Source organism: Actinomadura sp. WMMB 499 (genome assembly GCF_008824145.1).
Taxonomy (GTDB): domain Bacteria; phylum Actinomycetota; class Actinomycetes; order Streptosporangiales; family Streptosporangiaceae; genus Spirillospora.
Genome location: NZ_CP044407.1, coordinates 7,010,536 through 7,025,882 on the forward strand (window position 1 = coordinate 7,010,536; position 15,347 = coordinate 7,025,882).

19 protein-coding genes are annotated in these 15,347 nt (G+C 71.7%); 10 read left to right on the forward strand and 9 right to left on the reverse strand.

Annotation, left to right across the window (positions count from 1 at the left end):
• Positions 1-146 precede the first annotated feature (146 nt).
• Together F7P10_RS31585 and F7P10_RS31590 are read right to left on the reverse strand one after the other, a co-directional pair.
• On the reverse strand, positions 147-449 hold the full coding sequence (locus F7P10_RS31585; protein ID WP_151014990.1) for a hypothetical protein: 303 nt from the start codon (positions 447-449) through the stop codon (positions 147-149).
• Between the two features lie 174 nt (positions 450-623).
• The gene (locus tag F7P10_RS31590; RefSeq protein WP_151014991.1) at positions 624-2,783 is read right to left on the reverse strand and encodes an MMPL family transporter; all 2,160 of its coding nucleotides are present in this window, start codon (positions 2,781-2,783) and stop codon (positions 624-626) included.
• Positions 2,784-2,939: 156 nt separating this feature from the next.
• On the opposite strand from F7P10_RS31590, the gene F7P10_RS31595 reads away from it, so the two are divergent.
• Positions 2,940-3,656, forward strand: coding sequence for a TetR/AcrR family transcriptional regulator (locus tag F7P10_RS31595; RefSeq protein ID WP_151014993.1), 717 nt, complete (start codon positions 2,940-2,942; stop codon positions 3,654-3,656).
• Here the strand turns inward: F7P10_RS31595 and F7P10_RS31600 are convergent.
• A complete protein-coding gene (locus F7P10_RS31600) occupies positions 3,632-4,516 on the reverse strand; it encodes a LysR family transcriptional regulator (RefSeq protein ID WP_151014995.1) in 885 nt (294 codons plus the stop codon). The two genes, F7P10_RS31595 and F7P10_RS31600, sit on opposite strands and share 25 nt — an antisense overlap.
• 131 nt (positions 4,517-4,647) lie before the next feature.
• On the opposite strand from F7P10_RS31600, the gene F7P10_RS31605 reads away from it, so the two are divergent.
• From F7P10_RS31605 to F7P10_RS31620, 4 genes are all read left to right on the forward strand, one after another.
• Positions 4,648-5,790, forward strand: a complete 1,143-nt coding sequence (locus F7P10_RS31605) for an MFS transporter (protein ID WP_254716123.1) — start codon at positions 4,648-4,650, stop codon at positions 5,788-5,790.
• Positions 5,791-5,899: 109 nt separating this feature from the next.
• Positions 5,900-6,343 (forward strand): VOC family protein, encoded by a 444-nt coding sequence (locus F7P10_RS31610; protein ID WP_151014997.1) that lies wholly within the window; start codon positions 5,900-5,902, stop codon positions 6,341-6,343.
• A complete protein-coding gene (locus tag F7P10_RS31615; RefSeq protein ID WP_151014999.1) occupies positions 6,340-7,152 on the forward strand; it encodes an SDR family oxidoreductase in 813 nt (270 codons plus the stop codon). Before F7P10_RS31610 ends, F7P10_RS31615 begins: the two co-directional genes overlap by 4 nt.
• A 60-nt stretch (positions 7,153-7,212) precedes the next feature.
• Positions 7,213-7,890 (forward strand): LysE family translocator, encoded by a 678-nt coding sequence (locus tag F7P10_RS31620; RefSeq protein ID WP_218040206.1) that lies wholly within the window; start codon positions 7,213-7,215, stop codon positions 7,888-7,890.
• Between the two features lie 4 nt (positions 7,891-7,894).
• On the opposite strand, the gene F7P10_RS31625 is transcribed toward F7P10_RS31620, so the two are convergent.
• The 3 genes from F7P10_RS31625 to F7P10_RS31635 all read right to left on the reverse strand — a co-directional run bounded on the left by F7P10_RS31625 (position 7,895) and on the right by F7P10_RS31635 (position 9,199).
• On the reverse strand, positions 7,895-8,386 hold the full coding sequence (locus tag F7P10_RS31625; RefSeq protein WP_151015001.1) for an SRPBCC family protein: 492 nt from the start codon (positions 8,384-8,386) through the stop codon (positions 7,895-7,897).
• Positions 8,383-8,751: a helix-turn-helix transcriptional regulator gene (locus F7P10_RS31630; RefSeq protein ID WP_151015003.1), complete on the reverse strand. Its 369-nt coding sequence runs from the start codon at positions 8,749-8,751 to the stop codon at positions 8,383-8,385. Before F7P10_RS31630 ends, F7P10_RS31625 begins: the two co-directional genes overlap by 4 nt.
• A gap of 199 nt (positions 8,752-8,950) precedes the next feature.
• The gene (locus F7P10_RS31635; RefSeq protein ID WP_151015005.1) at positions 8,951-9,199 is read right to left on the reverse strand and encodes a DUF397 domain-containing protein; all 249 of its coding nucleotides are present in this window, start codon (positions 9,197-9,199) and stop codon (positions 8,951-8,953) included.
• Positions 9,200-9,433: 234 nt separating this feature from the next.
• On the opposite strand from F7P10_RS31635, the gene F7P10_RS31640 reads away from it, so the two are divergent.
• On the forward strand, positions 9,434-9,802 hold the full coding sequence (locus F7P10_RS31640; RefSeq protein WP_151015007.1) for a hypothetical protein: 369 nt from the start codon (positions 9,434-9,436) through the stop codon (positions 9,800-9,802).
• A 159-nt stretch (positions 9,803-9,961) separates the two neighbouring features.
• Here the strand turns inward: F7P10_RS31640 and F7P10_RS31645 are convergent, their stop codons facing one another.
• Together F7P10_RS31645 and F7P10_RS31650 are read right to left on the reverse strand one after the other, a co-directional pair.
• Positions 9,962-10,210, reverse strand: a complete 249-nt coding sequence (locus tag F7P10_RS31645; RefSeq protein ID WP_254716124.1) for a DUF397 domain-containing protein — start codon at positions 10,208-10,210, stop codon at positions 9,962-9,964.
• On the reverse strand, positions 10,207-11,064 hold the full coding sequence (locus F7P10_RS31650; RefSeq protein WP_151015011.1) for a helix-turn-helix transcriptional regulator: 858 nt from the start codon (positions 11,062-11,064) through the stop codon (positions 10,207-10,209). The genes F7P10_RS31645 and F7P10_RS31650 overlap by 4 nt, the downstream gene beginning before the upstream one ends.
• Positions 11,065-11,259: 195 nt before the next feature.
• Here F7P10_RS31650 and F7P10_RS31655 point away from each other — a divergent pair, with 195 nt between their 5' ends.
• On the forward strand, positions 11,260-11,520 hold the full coding sequence (locus F7P10_RS31655) for a hypothetical protein (protein ID WP_151015013.1): 261 nt from the start codon (positions 11,260-11,262) through the stop codon (positions 11,518-11,520).
• A 67-nt stretch (positions 11,521-11,587) separates the two neighbouring features.
• On the opposite strand, the gene moeZ is transcribed toward F7P10_RS31655, so the two are convergent.
• Complete coding sequence (gene moeZ / locus F7P10_RS31660; protein WP_151015015.1) at positions 11,588-12,769, reverse strand: adenylyltransferase/sulfurtransferase MoeZ; 1,182 nt, start codon at positions 12,767-12,769, stop codon at positions 11,588-11,590.
• Positions 12,770-12,919: 150 nt separating this feature from the next.
• On the opposite strand from moeZ, the gene F7P10_RS31665 reads away from it, so the two are divergent.
• Genes F7P10_RS31665 through F7P10_RS31675 form a run of 3 tightly spaced genes read left to right on the forward strand, consistent with a single transcriptional unit; the run spans position 12,920 to position 15,335 of the window.
• Positions 12,920-13,726, forward strand: coding sequence for a hypothetical protein (locus F7P10_RS31665; protein WP_151015017.1), 807 nt, complete (start codon positions 12,920-12,922; stop codon positions 13,724-13,726).
• Positions 13,720-15,036, forward strand: a complete 1,317-nt coding sequence (locus tag F7P10_RS31670) for a S8 family serine peptidase (RefSeq protein WP_151018417.1) — start codon at positions 13,720-13,722, stop codon at positions 15,034-15,036. Before F7P10_RS31665 ends, F7P10_RS31670 begins: the two co-directional genes overlap by 7 nt.
• A complete protein-coding gene (locus tag F7P10_RS31675; protein ID WP_151015019.1) occupies positions 15,036-15,335 on the forward strand; it encodes an MGMT family protein in 300 nt (99 codons plus the stop codon). The genes F7P10_RS31670 and F7P10_RS31675 overlap by 1 nt, the downstream gene beginning before the upstream one ends.
• Positions 15,336-15,347 lie beyond the last annotated feature (12 nt).

The following is a 15,347-nucleotide window of genomic DNA, read 5'->3' on the forward strand; positions in this document are numbered from 1 at the left end:
CCGGTCCGCGATGACCGGTGCCTCACGATCATCCTCACGGAGAGTGAACGATGCACGACTCACATGCCCTGACCTGGTCAAGAGACGCCCACCCGGCGGTGCGCCGCCCGCCGGACGGCCCGGCGACGCCCCGGCTCGGCCCGCCGTTAGCCGTCGCGCTTGACGGCCAGGACCCGGACGAGCGCGGCCGCGGCGGCCGGCGCGTCCGTGCAGGGCGCGATCCGCTCGCCCCAGCCGTAGTGGTACGACCAGGCGCGGTCGGGGCCCTCCTGGACGGCGATGACCGACTCGTTCATCGCGGGCATGTCGGGGTTGGCGACCAGCGCGGTGGGCCAACGGTCCGCGTGCGCCGACACCTCGACCGTCCAGCCGCGCGAGCGCAGCACGTCGGTCAGGTGCTCCAGGTGGCCGAGGGCTTCTTCGGCCTCGGTGATCGCCTGCACGGGCATGGTGATGCCTCCAAGGGAACGTCCCATGAGCGGTGAGAGAAGCACGCCGGGCCGTCTCCGTCGCGGCGCGCGTCACGCGCGGGCGGCCGGGCGAATGACGTTCAGTCTCCCCCGCCCATGGGCGAGCACAAGCGCTTTCGCTCACTTGGCGGTGCGTTTGCGGTGTCCGGACGGTCAGCGGACCGGCACCGGGGGCGCGACCCGGGGCTCGGCGGGCGGCCCGTCCCCCTCCTTGATCCCGTACCGGCCGTAGAGCCGGGCGAGCGGGCCGGGAGCCCACCAGTTCGCGCGGCCGAGCAGCCGCATCGTGGCCGGGACGAGGAGGGCCCGCACGATCGTGGCGTCCACGAGGATCGCGACGACCATGCCGACGCCCGTCATCTTGATGAACGTGATCCCGGACGTCGCGAACGCGCCGATGACCACGATGAACAGCAGCGCAGCGCTGGTGATGATCGAGCCCGTCCGCTGCACGCCGGTCGCGACGGCCGCCGTGTTCGACCCCGTGAGGTCGTACTGCTCGCGGACGCGCGACAGCAGGAACACCTCGTAGTCCATCGAGACGCCGAACAGCATCGCCAGCATCAGGATCGGCATCGCGGGGGCGATCGCGCCGGTCGCGGTGAAGTCCAGCGGGCCGGACAGGTTGCCGTCCTGGAAGATCAGCACGACGACGCCGAAGGTGGCCGCGAGCGACAGCATGTTCATCACGATCGCCTTCAGCGGCAGCACGACCGACCCGAACGCCAGGAACAGCAGCGCGAAGGTCGCCGCGCCGACGAGCAGGCCGACCCACGGCAGCGTCGCGCCGAGGCTCGCGAGCTGGTCGACGACGGTCGCGGTCGCGCCGCCGACGTGCGCGTCCGCGCCGGGCGGCGGAGGGACGTCCCGGACGCGCTCGACCAGGCCGCGCGCCGCGTCCGAGTTCGGGTCGGCGGTGTAGGTGAGGGCGATGCGGGTCGTGCTGCCGTCCGCGCCGGTCACGGCGGCGCCGGTGACGCCGTCGAGCGCGCCCAGGCGGTCCCCGTACGCCTGGATCGCGGCCCGGTCGGACGTCCCGGTCACGACGGCCTCGATGGGGCTCGTCGCGTTCCGCGGGAAGTCGCTCTCGAGGGACTCGGCGACGGCGCGGGCCTGCGCGTCCGCCGGCAGGACCGTCGCGTCCACCCCGCCCCAGTTGATGCGCAGGAACGGCGCGCCGAGCGCGAGGAGCAGCGCGACGGTGGCGACGGCGTAGATCACCGGGCGGCGCATGACGCTGTGCGCGAGCCGTCCCCACCGGCTCTCGCCGCGGCTCGCGCCGTCCTTGCGGCGGCGGAACGACAGGGCGTTCACGCGCGGGCCGAGGACGGCCAGCAGCGCGGGCAGCACGGTCAGCGCGCCGACCATGCAGACGAACACGGTGGCGATGCCGCCGTAGCCCATCGACCGCAGGAAGTTCTGGTCGAACAGCATCAGCCCGGACAGCGACACCGCGACCGTGACGCCGGACACCGCGACCGTCCGTCCGGCCGTGGCCATGGTGGCGGCGAGGGCGTCCGCGCGGTCCCTGCGGGCGATCTCCTCGCGGTACCGGCTCACCATGAACAGCCCGTAGTCGATGGCGAGGCCGAGCCCGAGGAACGTCGTGATGTTCACCGCGAAGATGGACACGTCGGTGAAGTGCGTCAGGACGTGCAGCGCGGTGAACGAGCCGAGGATCGCCAGGCCCCCGACCAGCAGCGGCAGGCTCGCCGCGACCAGCCCCCCGAAGATCAGCACGAGCAGCACGAGCAGCACCGGCAGCGCCATCATCTCGGCGCGCGCGATGTCCTCCGACACCCGGTCGTTGATCGCGACGTTCGTCGCGACGGCCCCGCCGACCTGCGCGGTCAGCCCGCCGCCGACGTCCGCGAGCCGCTCCTCGATCGCCGCGTAGCTCTCCTCGCGCTCCGCGTCGTCCGCCCCGGCCAGCCGCAGCACGGCGTAGGTGGCGGTGCGGTCCTCGCCGACGAACTGCGGCGCGCCCGTCGTCCAGTACGTGGCGACCGAGGCGACCTCGCCGGCCGGCAGGTCCGCGAGGGCCGCCTCGACGGCCGTCCGGTACGCCGGGTCGTCGACCGTCGTGTCACCCCGGTACAGGACGACGACGTCGGCCGCGTCCCGACCGAGGTCGCGTTCGGCGATCGCCGCGGCCCGGTCGCTCTCGCTGCCCGGCGTGTCGAAGCCGCCGGACGACGACAGGGCACCGAACACTCCGGTTCCCCACACGCCCGCGAACACCAGCGCGGCGCCCGCCACGGCGAGTACCCACCGGCTGCGCCGGTGCACCCAGCGCCCCCACCTGTCGAACATCGTTTACCCCCACTACACTCGGTCACGAGAGTGAATGCTGTTAACCGCGAACACTGTTAACTTTGCATAACCCGTTCACTGTCGTCAACGGTGTAATTGCGGGATCATGCGGGAACGACCGGGGACGGCCGGCTGAACGGAGAGGGAGGCAGGACAGTGGCGACACGGCGAGACCGGTTGCGGGCGGCGACGGTCCGGGAGATCTCCGAGACCGCGCGCCGCATCCTCATCGAGCAGGGTCCGGACGCGGTGACGCTCCGCGCCATCGCCCGCGAGATGGGCATGACCGCGCCCGCCCTGTACCGCTACTTCGGCAGCCACGGCGAGCTGCTGCGCCACCTCATCGGGGAGATCTTCACCGAGCTCACCGCCGAGCTGATGGCCGCCGCGAAGGCCGTCCCGCCCGACGACATGAGCGCGAAGATCCTGGAGGTCGCGCGGCAGTTCCGCCGCTGGGCGCTCGCCCACCCGCGCGAGTACGCGCTGCTGTTCGGCGTCCCCGTCCGGGGCACGGACCACCAGGGCGAGACGGACTTCGCCCAGGAGTGCGCCCGCCAGTTCGGCTGGACGTTCATGTCCCTGTTCCTGGAGATGTGGAAGAAGAAGCCGTTCCCCATCCCGGCGGACGAGGACATCCCCGCCGACCTGCGCGTCCAGCTCGTCCGCTACCGCGACGAGCGCGGCCTCGCGCTCCCGCTGGGCGTCGTCCTGGTGTTCCTCAAGTGCTGGATCCGCCTGCAGGGCGGCGTCAGCCTGGAGATCTTCGGCCACCTCGAGTTCGCCCTGACCGACCCCGAGCCCATGTTCGAGCAGATGCTCGCCGACCTCGCCGAGATCCTCGACCTGACCTACGCGCCGCCGCCCGGCTCCTGAACCGCGGCGGCGAGCGCACGCAGCGCGGCCGTCCCGGTGCCGGCCCACACCAGCCCGAGCGCCGACGCCGGCAGCCCCGACACCGGGACGAACGCGACGTCGCCGCGCCGGTTGTGGTGCGCCGTCGCGTCGCACAGCAGCATCGCGCCGCGCCCGGCGCCGACCAGCGTCAGCCCCTCCTGGAGGGTGCGGACGCCGTCCTCGTGCGGGATCGGGCGCCCGTCCGGCGTCGCCGCCGGGCAGTGGAAGCGGTGCCAGTAGCCGGGCGCGGGGCCCTCGACGGGGATGAGCGCGGTGCGGGCGAGATCCTCGGCCCGGAGGCGGTCGCGGCGCGCGAACGGATGCCCGGCGGGCAGCGCGAGCGTCATCGGCCGCCGCGAGAACACCGCGCCCGTCGTCAGATCGGGCTCGGCCACGGGCAGCAGCACCACCGCCGCGTCCACCTCGCCGCGCCGCAGCGCGCCGAACGGGTCGCCGAGCGGGATCTCGGCGATGTCCACACGGTGTTCCGGACGGTCCCGGCGCAGCGCCGCGATGGCCCGCGTGACCTGCTCGTACACCGCACCCTGGAAACCGACGCGGGTGCGCCCGCGCGCGGTCGCCCGAGCCTCCTCGACCGTCGCGGCGAGGGTGCCGTAGGCGGGCCGCAGCGACGCGGCGAACTCCGCGCCGAACTCCGTCAGCCGGACCCGGCGGCTCGTCCGCTCCACCAGCCGCGCCCCGATCCGCGCCTCCAGCGCCCGCAGCAGCTGGCTGACACGGCTCTGCGACACGTGCAGCCGCTCGCCCGTCCGCCCGAAGTGCAGCTCCTCGGCGAGGACGAGGAAGCACTCCAGCTCCCGGATCTCCAGCCCGGCCACGGCACCGCCTCCCGCCTGCGTCGATGAGCCTCGCTCATCGAAGTATGAGGGATCCGGCGTTGTTCGGCGCCCCCGCGGACCGTGGGATGGACGACATGCGCGAAGTTTCCGAAAAATCCGATGTGACGGACGTGCGCGCCGGAGGACGCGCGTCCGTGCTCACCGTCGCGGCCGGTACGTTCACCGTCGTCACCGCCGAGATGATGCCCGTCGGCCTGCTCACGCCGATCGGCGCGTCCCTGAACGTCGGCGCGGGCACGGCCGGGTGGACGCTGACCGTCACCGGCCTCGTCGCCGCCGCGTCCGCCCCGTTCGTCCCGCGCGCCGCCGGGCGGTTCGACCGCCGCACCGTCCTGATCGTCCTCATGCTGCTGCTGGCGGCGGCGAACCTCCTCGCCGCCCGTGCGCCGAACTTCCCCGTCCTGCTCGCGGCCCGCGTCCTGGTCGGGCTCGGGATGGGCGGCGTGTGGGCGCTCGCCGCGGGCCTCGCGCCCCGGCTCGTCCCGCCGGCCGCGGTGGGCGGCGCGACCTCGTGGATCTTCAGCGGGGTCGCGGCGGCGTCCGTCCTCGGGGTGCCGATGGGCGCGTTCGTCCAGGCGCTCGCGGGCTGGCGCGCGTCCTTCGCCGTCGTCGCGGTCCTCGCCGCGGCCGTCGCGCTGGCGATGGCCGTGCTGCTGCCCCGGCTGCCCGCCGAACCCGCGCCCGGTGCCCGCACCTCGCGCGGCGTCCTCGGGCGCCCGGCGGTCGCGACCGGGCTCGCGGTCACGATCCTGCTGGTCACCGGGCACTTCGCCGCGTACACGTTCGTCCGTCCGGTCCTGGAGGACACCGCGGGGCTCGGCGCCGGCGCCGTCGGAACCCTGCTGCTCCTGTACGGGGTCGCGGGCGTCGCGGGCAACTTCGCCGCGGGCCTGCGCGCCCCGCACGCTCCGCGCGCGACCCTCGCCGTTCTTGCCGCCGGGCTGGCCGGGACCGTCGCCCTCGTGCCCCTCCTCGGCACGACGCACGCGGGCGCCGCCGTCCTGCTGGTGGGGTGGGGGCTCGCCTACGGCGGCGTGTCGGTCGGCGTGCAGACGTGGCTGCTCAAGGCCGCGCCGGACGACGCCGAGCGCGTCACCGCCCTGTTCGTCGGGGTCTTCAACGGCAGCATCGCCCTCGGCGCCTTCACGGGCGGCGTGGTGACGGACGGTGCCGGGACCGGGCCGCTGATGTTCCTCGCCGCCGCCCTGGCCGCCGCCGCGCTCGGCGTGGCCCTGGCGGCGCGAGCCCGCTGAACCTCGGCACTACCCCATTGCGGTCGCGCCGCAATATTGAGAATATCTCTCTCGAAAGTAAGAATGGGATTCTGCTGGAGGGTGCCGTGCCGGTCATGGGAGAGCGCGCGTGAAGGCCGAGGACCAGTTCCACGTGGGCGTGGTCGTGGACGACGTCGAGGCGGCCCTGGCGGAGTACGCCGTGCTCGGCCACCGCTGGACCGCCGAACTCGGCGGTCCCACCCCCGTCCGGACGTCGTCCGGCGAGACCGTCCTGAACCTCCGCTGCGTGTACTCGACGACGACGCCCCGGATGGAGATCGTCGGGCGGGTCCCGGGGACGCTCTGGGAACCGGCGGCCTCCGGCGTCCACCACGTCGGCTACTGGTCCGACGACGTCGCCGCCGACCGCGCCGAACTCGAATCCCACGGGTACGTGCTCGAGGCCGAGCGCGTCGGCCCGGACGGCGTCCCGTCGTTCGCCTTCTGCCGGAGCCCGGCGGGGCTGCTCGTCGAACTCGTGAGCCGGGCGTCGCAACCCGGACTGGAAAGCTGCTGGGGGGAGTCCCTGTGACCACCGTGGGAATCGTGACGGGAGCCGGGCGCGGCATGGGCCTCGCCTGCGCGCGGCGGATCGCCGGACGCGTCGACACGCTGCTGCTCGTCGACCGGGACGAGGTGTCGGCCGCCGAGGCCGCCGCCGAACTCGCGGACGCCGGCGCCGAACCGTTCGTCCTCGACGTCACCGACCCCGGCGGCCTCGCCCGGCTCGCCGAGCGCACCGCGCGCGCCGGGACGCTGCGCGCCGTCGTCCACGCGGCCGGGATCTCGCCCACGATGGCCGACTGGCGGCGCATCTTCGCCGTCGACCTCGTCGCGACCGCGATGCTTGCCGAGACCCTGCGCCCGCTCGCCACCACCGGGACGGCCATGGTGTGCTTCGCGTCGATGGCGCCGGTGCTCGCGCGCGTCGACCCGGATCCGGCCGTCGCGGAAGTCCTCGACGAGCCCCTCGACGAACGCTTCCTCGACCGGGTGCGCGAGGCCCTCGGCCCGGCCGTGGAGGACCCCGGCGCCGCCTACGCGTGGGCGAAGCACGGCGTCCAGCGGTTCGTCCGCCGGGAGGCGACGCGCCTCGGCCCGCTCGGCGCCCGCGTCTGCTCGGTCTCGCCCGGGATCATCGACACCCCGCAGGGCCGCCAGGAGGCCGAGCACCACCCGAGCATGGCCGCGCTCGTGGAACGCACCCCGCTCGCCCGCCGAGGCCGTCCCGAGGACGTCGCCGCCGTCGTCGCCTTCCTGGTCTCCGACGACGCCGCGTTCGTCACCGGGACGGACGTCCTGGTGGACGGCGGCGTCTGCGCCGCCGTCAACACGGGCTGACCCGGTTCGGCCACCGGGAGCCGACCGCCGTCCGCCCGGACGGATTCCGTATCGTGCGGCATGCACGACCGGCCGAAGGACGCGGACACCGAAGGGCAGGGCATGTTCGACGCGCACTGGCAGGCGTTCCTCGTGGCGTCCGTTCTCGTCGCGCTCACTCCGGGCGCCAACCAGTTGCTCGCCCTCCGCAACGCGCTGCAGCAGGGCACGGCGGACGCCCTCGTCGCGCTCGCGGGCAGGTTGTCGGCGTTCCTCGTTCTGATCCTGGCGACCGTCGCGGGCCTCGGCGCGATCCTGCTGGCGTCCGAGCCGGTGTTCGCGGTCGTCAAGTGGTGCGGCGTCGCCTACCTCCTCTACCTGGGCGGACGCATGCTGTACCGGAGCCGGACGCCCGCCGCCGAGCAGCCCGACGGCGCCACGGCGAGCGTGCGGCGGACGCGTCGGGAGCTCACCCGCCAGGAGTTCGGCGTCGCGCTGACGAACCCGAAGGCCCTGCTGCTCTTCGGGGCGTTCCTCCCGCAGTTCGCCGACCGGTCCGCCGGCTCCGTCCCGGCGCAGCTGCTCGCCCTCGGGCTCGCCTACCTCGTCGTGGAGTCCGGCGCCGCCCTCGTGTACGCCGGGGTCGGCGGACGCCTGGCCGCGTTCGACGTCACCGCCCGCACACGCCGCCTGTTCGACCGCGCCACGGGTGCCACGATGCTGGCGATCGCCGGTTCCCTCGCGCTCGACCGCCGCTGAGACGTCAGCCGGCGGTGAGGCCCTCGTAGTAGGCCCGCTGGGCGGGGTAGTAGTCGTCGAAGTCCGGGACGGGCGTGCCGCCGATCGAGGCGGCGAGCCGGTCGAGGTAGTACTCCCAGCCGGGCCCGGTCGACGCGACCTCGGTCTCGGGGTCGAGGTGGTGCAGGAACGTCAGCGCCGTCACGCCGCCGGCCTCCGCCAGCCGCGCCTCCAGGTGCCAGCGGCCGTACTCGTCCACGGTCTCCACCTCCAGCCGGTGCGGCGGCTCGCACGCGAGGATCGTCAGATCGCTCTCGGGACTCCCCTCCTCGTGGACGAGCGTGAGCCGCACGGTCGCGCCCGGACGGCCGTCGCCGCTCCAGTGCGCGAACCACCGGGCCGTCCGCTCGGGTTCGGTGATGCTCGCCCAGACGTCCTCGATCGGCGCCTTGAACTCGCGGGTCATCTCCAGGTCGGTCCCGATCGCGGTGGCGATCAGCCGTCCGGTGGGCGTCATCCGGTGTCCCTCCTGTCCGTGGGCTCTTCCTCGACCGCGCGCCGCTCGCGGCGCGCCCGGTGGACCTCGGTCTCCAACGCGTCGAGCCGCTGCTCCCACGCATGCCCCCGGACGGTGGCCAGCCACCGGTCGATCTCCCGCAGGGGCTCGTGGTCGACGCTGTAGTGCCGTTCCCGTCCCACCAGCTCGGCGGTGACCAGCCCGGCCTCGCGCAGCACCCGCAGGTGGCGGCTCACGGCGGGACGGCTGATGTCCGGGAACGCGGCGGCCAGCGCCCCGGCCGTCAGCGGCCCGTTCCCGAGCAGCAGGACGACACGGCGGCGCACCGGATCGGCGACGGCATCGAAGACATCCACGGAGAACACGTAACCATCGTGTTACGCGTTTGTCCAGTCGTGTGACCGACACGGGCCAGGGGAGGGAGAGCGAGCAAGGAGCCCAAGGAGCCCAAGGAGGTGTTCGCCGACCTACCGGCAGGCGGAGTCGCCTTCCACCGGTTGGGGCAGGACGCTCAGATGGTCCGGCCGTTTCGCAGACGAGTGCCCGCGACAGCACCCGCTGGCCTCAGCTGAAGAAGTCGAATTCGTTGTTGCGGACGCCGGCGAGGAAGGCTTCCCATTCGGCGCGGGTGTAGATGATGATTTCGGCGTCGGGATGGTGGCTATGCCGGACGGCGACACGCTCCGTCCCGTCGGCCAGCGGCCCGGCCTCGACGCAGTTTCCGCCGCCGTTCGGGCTGTAGGTGCTGATGTGCCACGCGACTTGGTCGCGTTCCTCTTCGCTGAGGGGCTTGCGTGGTCCCGTGGTGCTCAACGCTCGTCCTCCGCAATCGCCGCAATCATCTCGGTGGACTCGGCCGGGCCGAGCGCCGAGGTCATGTGGCCATCGTAGGCATGGACGGATCGCGAAATGTTGGGTGCCAGGCGTTGAAAGTGAGGAAGTACGCTGTGGGGACGACTGGGCAGCTGCGTAACGTTGCTGAACCGGTGGCCACTCGTCGAGAAAGTAGACGCCCGGCGTCGTTCGTGCGAATAAGATATTGCTACGATGGTTGAAATGAGTGGATATTCGGCGGATCACGTGGGTGATGCCGGCCTTCCAAGGCCGGTAAGGAGGGGGCGATGGTGGGTTCATGAGTGGACCCTGGAAGCTTCCGTAGCTCTCTCGCTCGATGAATTTGTTCCGCCGGCGCCGCTGCTTGAGCTGGAAGCTTCCTTTGTTTCCATGTGGTTCAGTGAAGAGCGGGGGCTGATCTCCGTCTTTGAAGAGCTTGAAGTGATTAGCGTTCCAGCATTTGTGTATGCGTCACAAGTTGCAATTGAGATAGAGCGACTGCTTGGTGGTGTCGAATTGATCATCGATGGACGCTGTAATCATCAACTGCTGGGAATCGTTCGCCATGAACGATTGGACTAACTTTGGGTTCTTTCGAACATGCTGCTGAATGGCGTCCTTCGGCGCCTCCTCGAGTTCGGACTGGGCGCTCGTGGTTCCCGCGGTCGTCCAAGCCGCCCTCGAAGTCTGCGCCCCCGGAGGATCTGCGTCCCGCAGGATCCGCGTTGGTGCCCCTCGGGGTCAGGTGAAGAAGTCGAATTCGTTGTTGCGGACGCCGGCGAGGAAGGCTTCCCATTCGGCGCGGGTGTAGATGATGACTTCGGCGTCGGGATGGTGGCTGTGCCGGACGGCGACGCGCTCCGTCCCGTCGGCCAGCGGCCCGGCCTCGACGCAGTTGCCGCCGTTATTGGGGCTGAAGGTGCTGATGTGCCAGGCGACGTCGGCGCGCTGCTGCGGAGAGAGAGTCCGGCTGGCTTCTGGCTTGTTCACTGCCATTCCTCTGCGATCTTGGAGATGAGTTCGAGGGACTCTGCTTGCCCAAGAGCTCGGCTCATGTGTCCATCGTACGTTCGGATGAAGCGATCGCTATCCGGCGACTCTACGTAGACGCCTCCCGCCATCGTCTCGCTGTAAGCGACCTGCGGGAACGGAGACGGAAGCTCGAAAATCTCGAAGCTGCCGTAGGTGCCCGCCGGCGTGCCTGCGCGGAGCGGAAGGATGTGGATGTTCACGGTTGGATTGCCCGCACACTGCTCAAGATGGCGGAGTTGACCGCACATGATCTGCGAAGAGCCGACCTGGCGCCGGAGGACGGACTCGTCGAAGACGGCTGTCAACATGGTCGGCTTCTCATCTTCGAGTACTTGCTGCCGGTTCATCCGTAGTTCGTGCCAGCGCTCCACCTGGTCCGGTGTGGCGTCGGCATCGTTCGTCTTGATCACTGCACTTGCGTACTCAGGCGTTTGGAGCAGGCCGGGCACGACGATGGCGGCGAACGAGCGGATGTGCGTGGCCCGTGACTCCAGCCAGGCGTAGTCGACCAGTGACCCGACTACGTCCGTGGCGTAGCCGTCCCACCAGCCCTTTTGCCAGACATCTTGGCTGAGTGCCAGCAACGCATCACGTTGCCGCGGCTGGGAGACGCCATAGAGATCCAGTAGTGCCATCAAGTCTGGACGCCGAATCGGATAGAAACCCGTTTCGAACCGGCTTACGGTCCCGGGGTCTCGCTGTAGGTACTCGGCGACCTCCTTGATCATCAGCCCTCGTTCGTCGCGCAACTCGCGAAGTTGCTGTCCTAGCCACTGTGAACGCAGTGTCGCTCGCTGAGGGGTGACAGCCATCTGGACTCCTTCCAGCCGAGCAAGATCTTAACAAGAATTCGGCCCAACAACTTGTTGAGACGTGGACTTGATGGGAGCATGCTCACTGTAGAGCAGGAGTCACAGATTGTGACAGAGAATGGTGGATGAGGTCGGGACGGGTCTTGCTTGGAGGCTGAGCCGTCCCGACCCCGGTCGCTCGGAGAGGAGCACCCTATGGATGACATCCACGAGTCCGAACTACCGACTGTCTACCACGCCTTAGAGGTGGACGAACGCGACGTTCCTCGGCTGTTCCTTCTCGTGCAGGAGGACCTCGACGACGCGGACGCGGTGGTGCGGGAGGTCGTCGCGTACGGGATCGCCCTGCCGGATGGGGCGGCGGCGACTGTCTCGCTGCGGGGCAGCGGGTTCGGGCGGTGGCTGAGCCCGGAGAGCGCCGCCCGGCGACTGCGTGCGGAGCTGGTCTGGGGGTGATCCCGGCGGCCGGACGCCGAAGGCCCCCGGGATCGGCGGATTCCGGGGGCCTTCGGGGGCGTGGGCGTCAGTAGGACGGGAGGCTGGGGTCGATCTGGTTGACCCACGCCACGACGCCGCCGCCGACGTGGACGGCGTCGCCGAAGCCCGCGTTCTTCACCACGGCGAGCGCCTCGGCGGAGCGGACGCCCGACTTGCAGTGCAGCACGATCTTCTTGTCCTGCGGGAGCTTCTCGAGGGCCGAGCCGTTGAGGAAGTCGCCCTTCGGGATGAGGGTCGCGCCCGGGATCGAGACGATCTCGTACTCGTTGGGCTCGCGGACGTCGACGAGGAAGATGCCGTCCTCGCGGTCCTGCATGGCCTTGAGGTCGTGCACGGAGATCGTCGAGTCCTTGACGGCCTCGGTGGCCTCCTCGGAGACGGCGCCGCAGAACGCGTCGTAGTCCTCGAGGAGTTCGGTCTGCGTCGGGTTCTTGCCGCAGAGCGGGCACTCGGGGTCCTTGCGGACCTTGACCGAGCGGTACGTCATCTCCAGGGCGTCGTAGATCATCAGCCGGCCGACGATGGGTTCGCCGATGCCGGCCAGGAGCTTGATGGCCTCGTTGACCTGGATCGACCCGATGGACGCGCACAGGACGCCGAGTACGCCGCCCTCGGCGCACGACGGGACCATGCCGGGCGGCGGGGGCTCGGGGTAGAGGCAGCGGTAGCACGGGCCGTGCTCGGCCCAGAAGACCGACGCCTGGCCGTCGAAGCGGTAGATGGAGCCCCACACGTACGGCTTGCCGAGCAGGACGGCCGCGTCGTTCACCATGTAGCGGGTGGCGAAGTTGTCGGTGCCGTCGACGATCAGGTCGTACTGGGCGAAGATCTCCATGACGTTGTCGCGGTCGAGCGCGGTGTCGTGCGTCACCACGTTGATCAGCGGGTTGATGTCACGGACGGTGTCGGCGGCGGACTCGACCTTCGGCTTGCCGATGGACGACTGCCGGTGGATGATCTGCCGCTGGAGGTTGGACTCGTCGACGACGTCGAAGTCGATGACGCCGAGGGTGCCGATTCCCGCGGCGGCGAGGTAGAGCAGAGCGGGGGAGCCGAGGCCGCCGCCGCCCACGACCAGGACCTTCGCGTTCTTCAGTCGCTTCTGTCCGGTCATTCCGACATCGGGGATGATCAGGTGCCGCGAGTAGCGGTTGACCTCGTCACGGGTGAGCTCCGCTGCGGGCTCGACCAGAGGTGGCAACGACACGGTGGGTGCTCCTGTGCTGACGCTCGGCTGTTCCGGGGGCGGGACATCATCGTCCCCACTCGGGTCAACCTTGCCATGAGCGGCCGCATTCCCCACCCTCACCCCGACGGGAGGGGCGTAATGCCGGAAGCGCAGCTAATCTAGGTTCTTGTGGCGTTCATCCCCCAACCGCCTGCGCCGTTCCCTCCCCCGGAACCCCCTCCGCGCGTCACCGTGCTCGGGCTGCGCGGGCGGCAGTGGATGGTCGTCGCGATCGTCGTCGGCTGCTGCTACCTGGCCGCGTCCGTGCTGGCGCTGGGCAGCGTGTGGCGGAGCTACACGCGCGAGCCGACGGACGCCGAGCTGGAGATCGCGTCGCGGGCCGAGGTCGCGCAGCGGTGGGAGGTGTGGCCGGCGGAGCGTGTCTTCCCCGACCGCATCCCGTACCGGGTCTTCGAGAACGTCGACGCCGAGTACGCGACGCGGGCGGGCATCGTGCCCGACACCGGCTGCGCGCAGGCCGTGGACGCCGCGCTGGTGGGGACGCTGCGGCGGCACGGATGCAAGGCGATCCTGCGCGCGACGTACGTCGGCGCGCTGAACGGGATCGTGACGACGGTCGGCGTCGTGGTCTTCCCGGACGCCCACAGGGCGGACCGGGCGTACGAGGAGCTGCCGAAGAACAAGCGGCCGGACGGGTCCGGCGGGGTGGAGCCCGCGCTGAAGGCGGCGGCGTTCCCGGGGACGGCGTCGGGACGGTTCACCGACGCGGCCCGGCAGTCCCGGGGGAGCGACCGGGGCGGCCCGTACGTGGTGCTGACGACGTCCGGGCACACCGACGGGCGTCCCGCGGCGGCCGTCGAGCGGGAGCGGCCGGGGCAGCCGTTCATCCTGGCGCCGCAGCTCGCGACCGCGCTGGAGGAGTCGCTGTCGACCCCGGCGCGGCCGGACTGCTCCAGGCGCGAGTGGCAATGCTGAGGCGGGCGGCGCTGCGGGGCGCGGCGGTGCTGACCGCGTGCGCGCTGGTGTGGACGCCCGGGACGGCCCGCGCGGACGAGGTGCGCGATCGGCAGCAGCCGGTCCTGGACGACCTCGGTGTGGACGAGGCGTGGAAGCTGACGCGCGGCGAGGGCGTGACGGTCGCCGTCGTCGACTCGGGCGTCGACCCCGGCCATGCCGATCTGCGGGGGTCGGTGACGGTCGGGCCCAACCTGATCGAGGAGACCGACGCGGGGACGGAGCCGGAGCGGCTGCACGGCACCGCGATGGCGTCCCTGATCGCGGGGCACGGGCACGGGCCCGGCGGGCGCGACGGGATCATCGGGATCGCCCCGCGGGCGCGCATCCTGTCGATCCGGTCGATCGCCGAGGAGGAGGACGCCGGGTACGCGCGGTTCCGCCGCGAGAAGAAGGCGGAGCGCGCCGTCGCGGAGGGCATCCGCTACGCCGCCGACCACGGCGCGGACGTCATCAACCTCTCGCTCGGCCAGAAGGGGCAGATCCCCGCGGAGCGCCAGGCGATCGCCTACGCGATGTCGAAGGGGATCGTGGTGGTGTCGGCGGTCGGCAACGACGGGGACGACCCGGACGCCCTGGACCGCCACGGCTTCGCGCCGTACTCGTACCCGGCGTCGTATCCGGGCGTGATCGCGGTCGCGGCGTCGCGGCCCGGCGGCGGGCGCGCCCCGTTCTCGAACAGCAACTACTCGGTGCTCGTGGCGGCGCCCGGCGCGGAACTGCCGGTCGCGCTGCCGGGCGGACGGTACGTGCTGAGCAGCGGCACCAGCGACTCCAGCGCGATCGTGTCGGGCATCGCGGCGCTGCTCAAGGCGGAGTACCCGGAGCTGTCGCCCGCGCTGGTCGCGCAGGCGATCGTCGACGGCACCCGGAACGGGCCGGAGGGGACCTACGACGCCCGGCTCGGGTTCGGCGTGGTGCACGCGGCGCGGTCGCTGTCGGCGGCGGCGGAGCTGGTGCGGGAGCGGGCGAGGACGACCGCGGGCAAGCCGCCGGGGGACGCGTTCGGCGGGGCGGAGCCGGAGCCGGTGCCGGTCATCGAGCGTCCGGCCTGGTTCACGGGCGTGCTGGTCACGGTCGTGGGCGGCGTGCTCGCCGGGACGATCGCCGCGGTCTGGATCTCGGCCCTGTTCGCCCGCCGCCACCCGCGCGGCGGGCGCCCGCCCGTCCCCGGTCCGGGGCCGGGCGGGGGGCCGCCGCCGCTGGGCCTTCCCGGTCTCCGGCCCGCGCCGGAGCCGTGGCGGCCCGGCGGGCGCGAGACGATCGGGTGATGGAACCCGACGAGTACTCCGAGGCCGTCCTGGAGACGGTCGAGCGGATCCCGCCCGGCAAGGTGCTGGCCTACGGGGACATCGCCGAACTGCTCGGGCGCGGCGGGCCCCGGCAGGTCGGCCGGGTGATGTCGCTGTTCGGGGGCGGCGTGCCGTGGTGGCGGGTCATCCGCGCCGACGGGAGCCCGCCGCGTTCCGGCGAGGCGCGCGCGCACGAGCACTGGCGGGCGGAGGGCACGCCGCTGCGTCCGGACGGACGTCGCGTCGACATGGCCCGCGCGCGCTGGGACGGTACCTGACGGCGGCCGCGC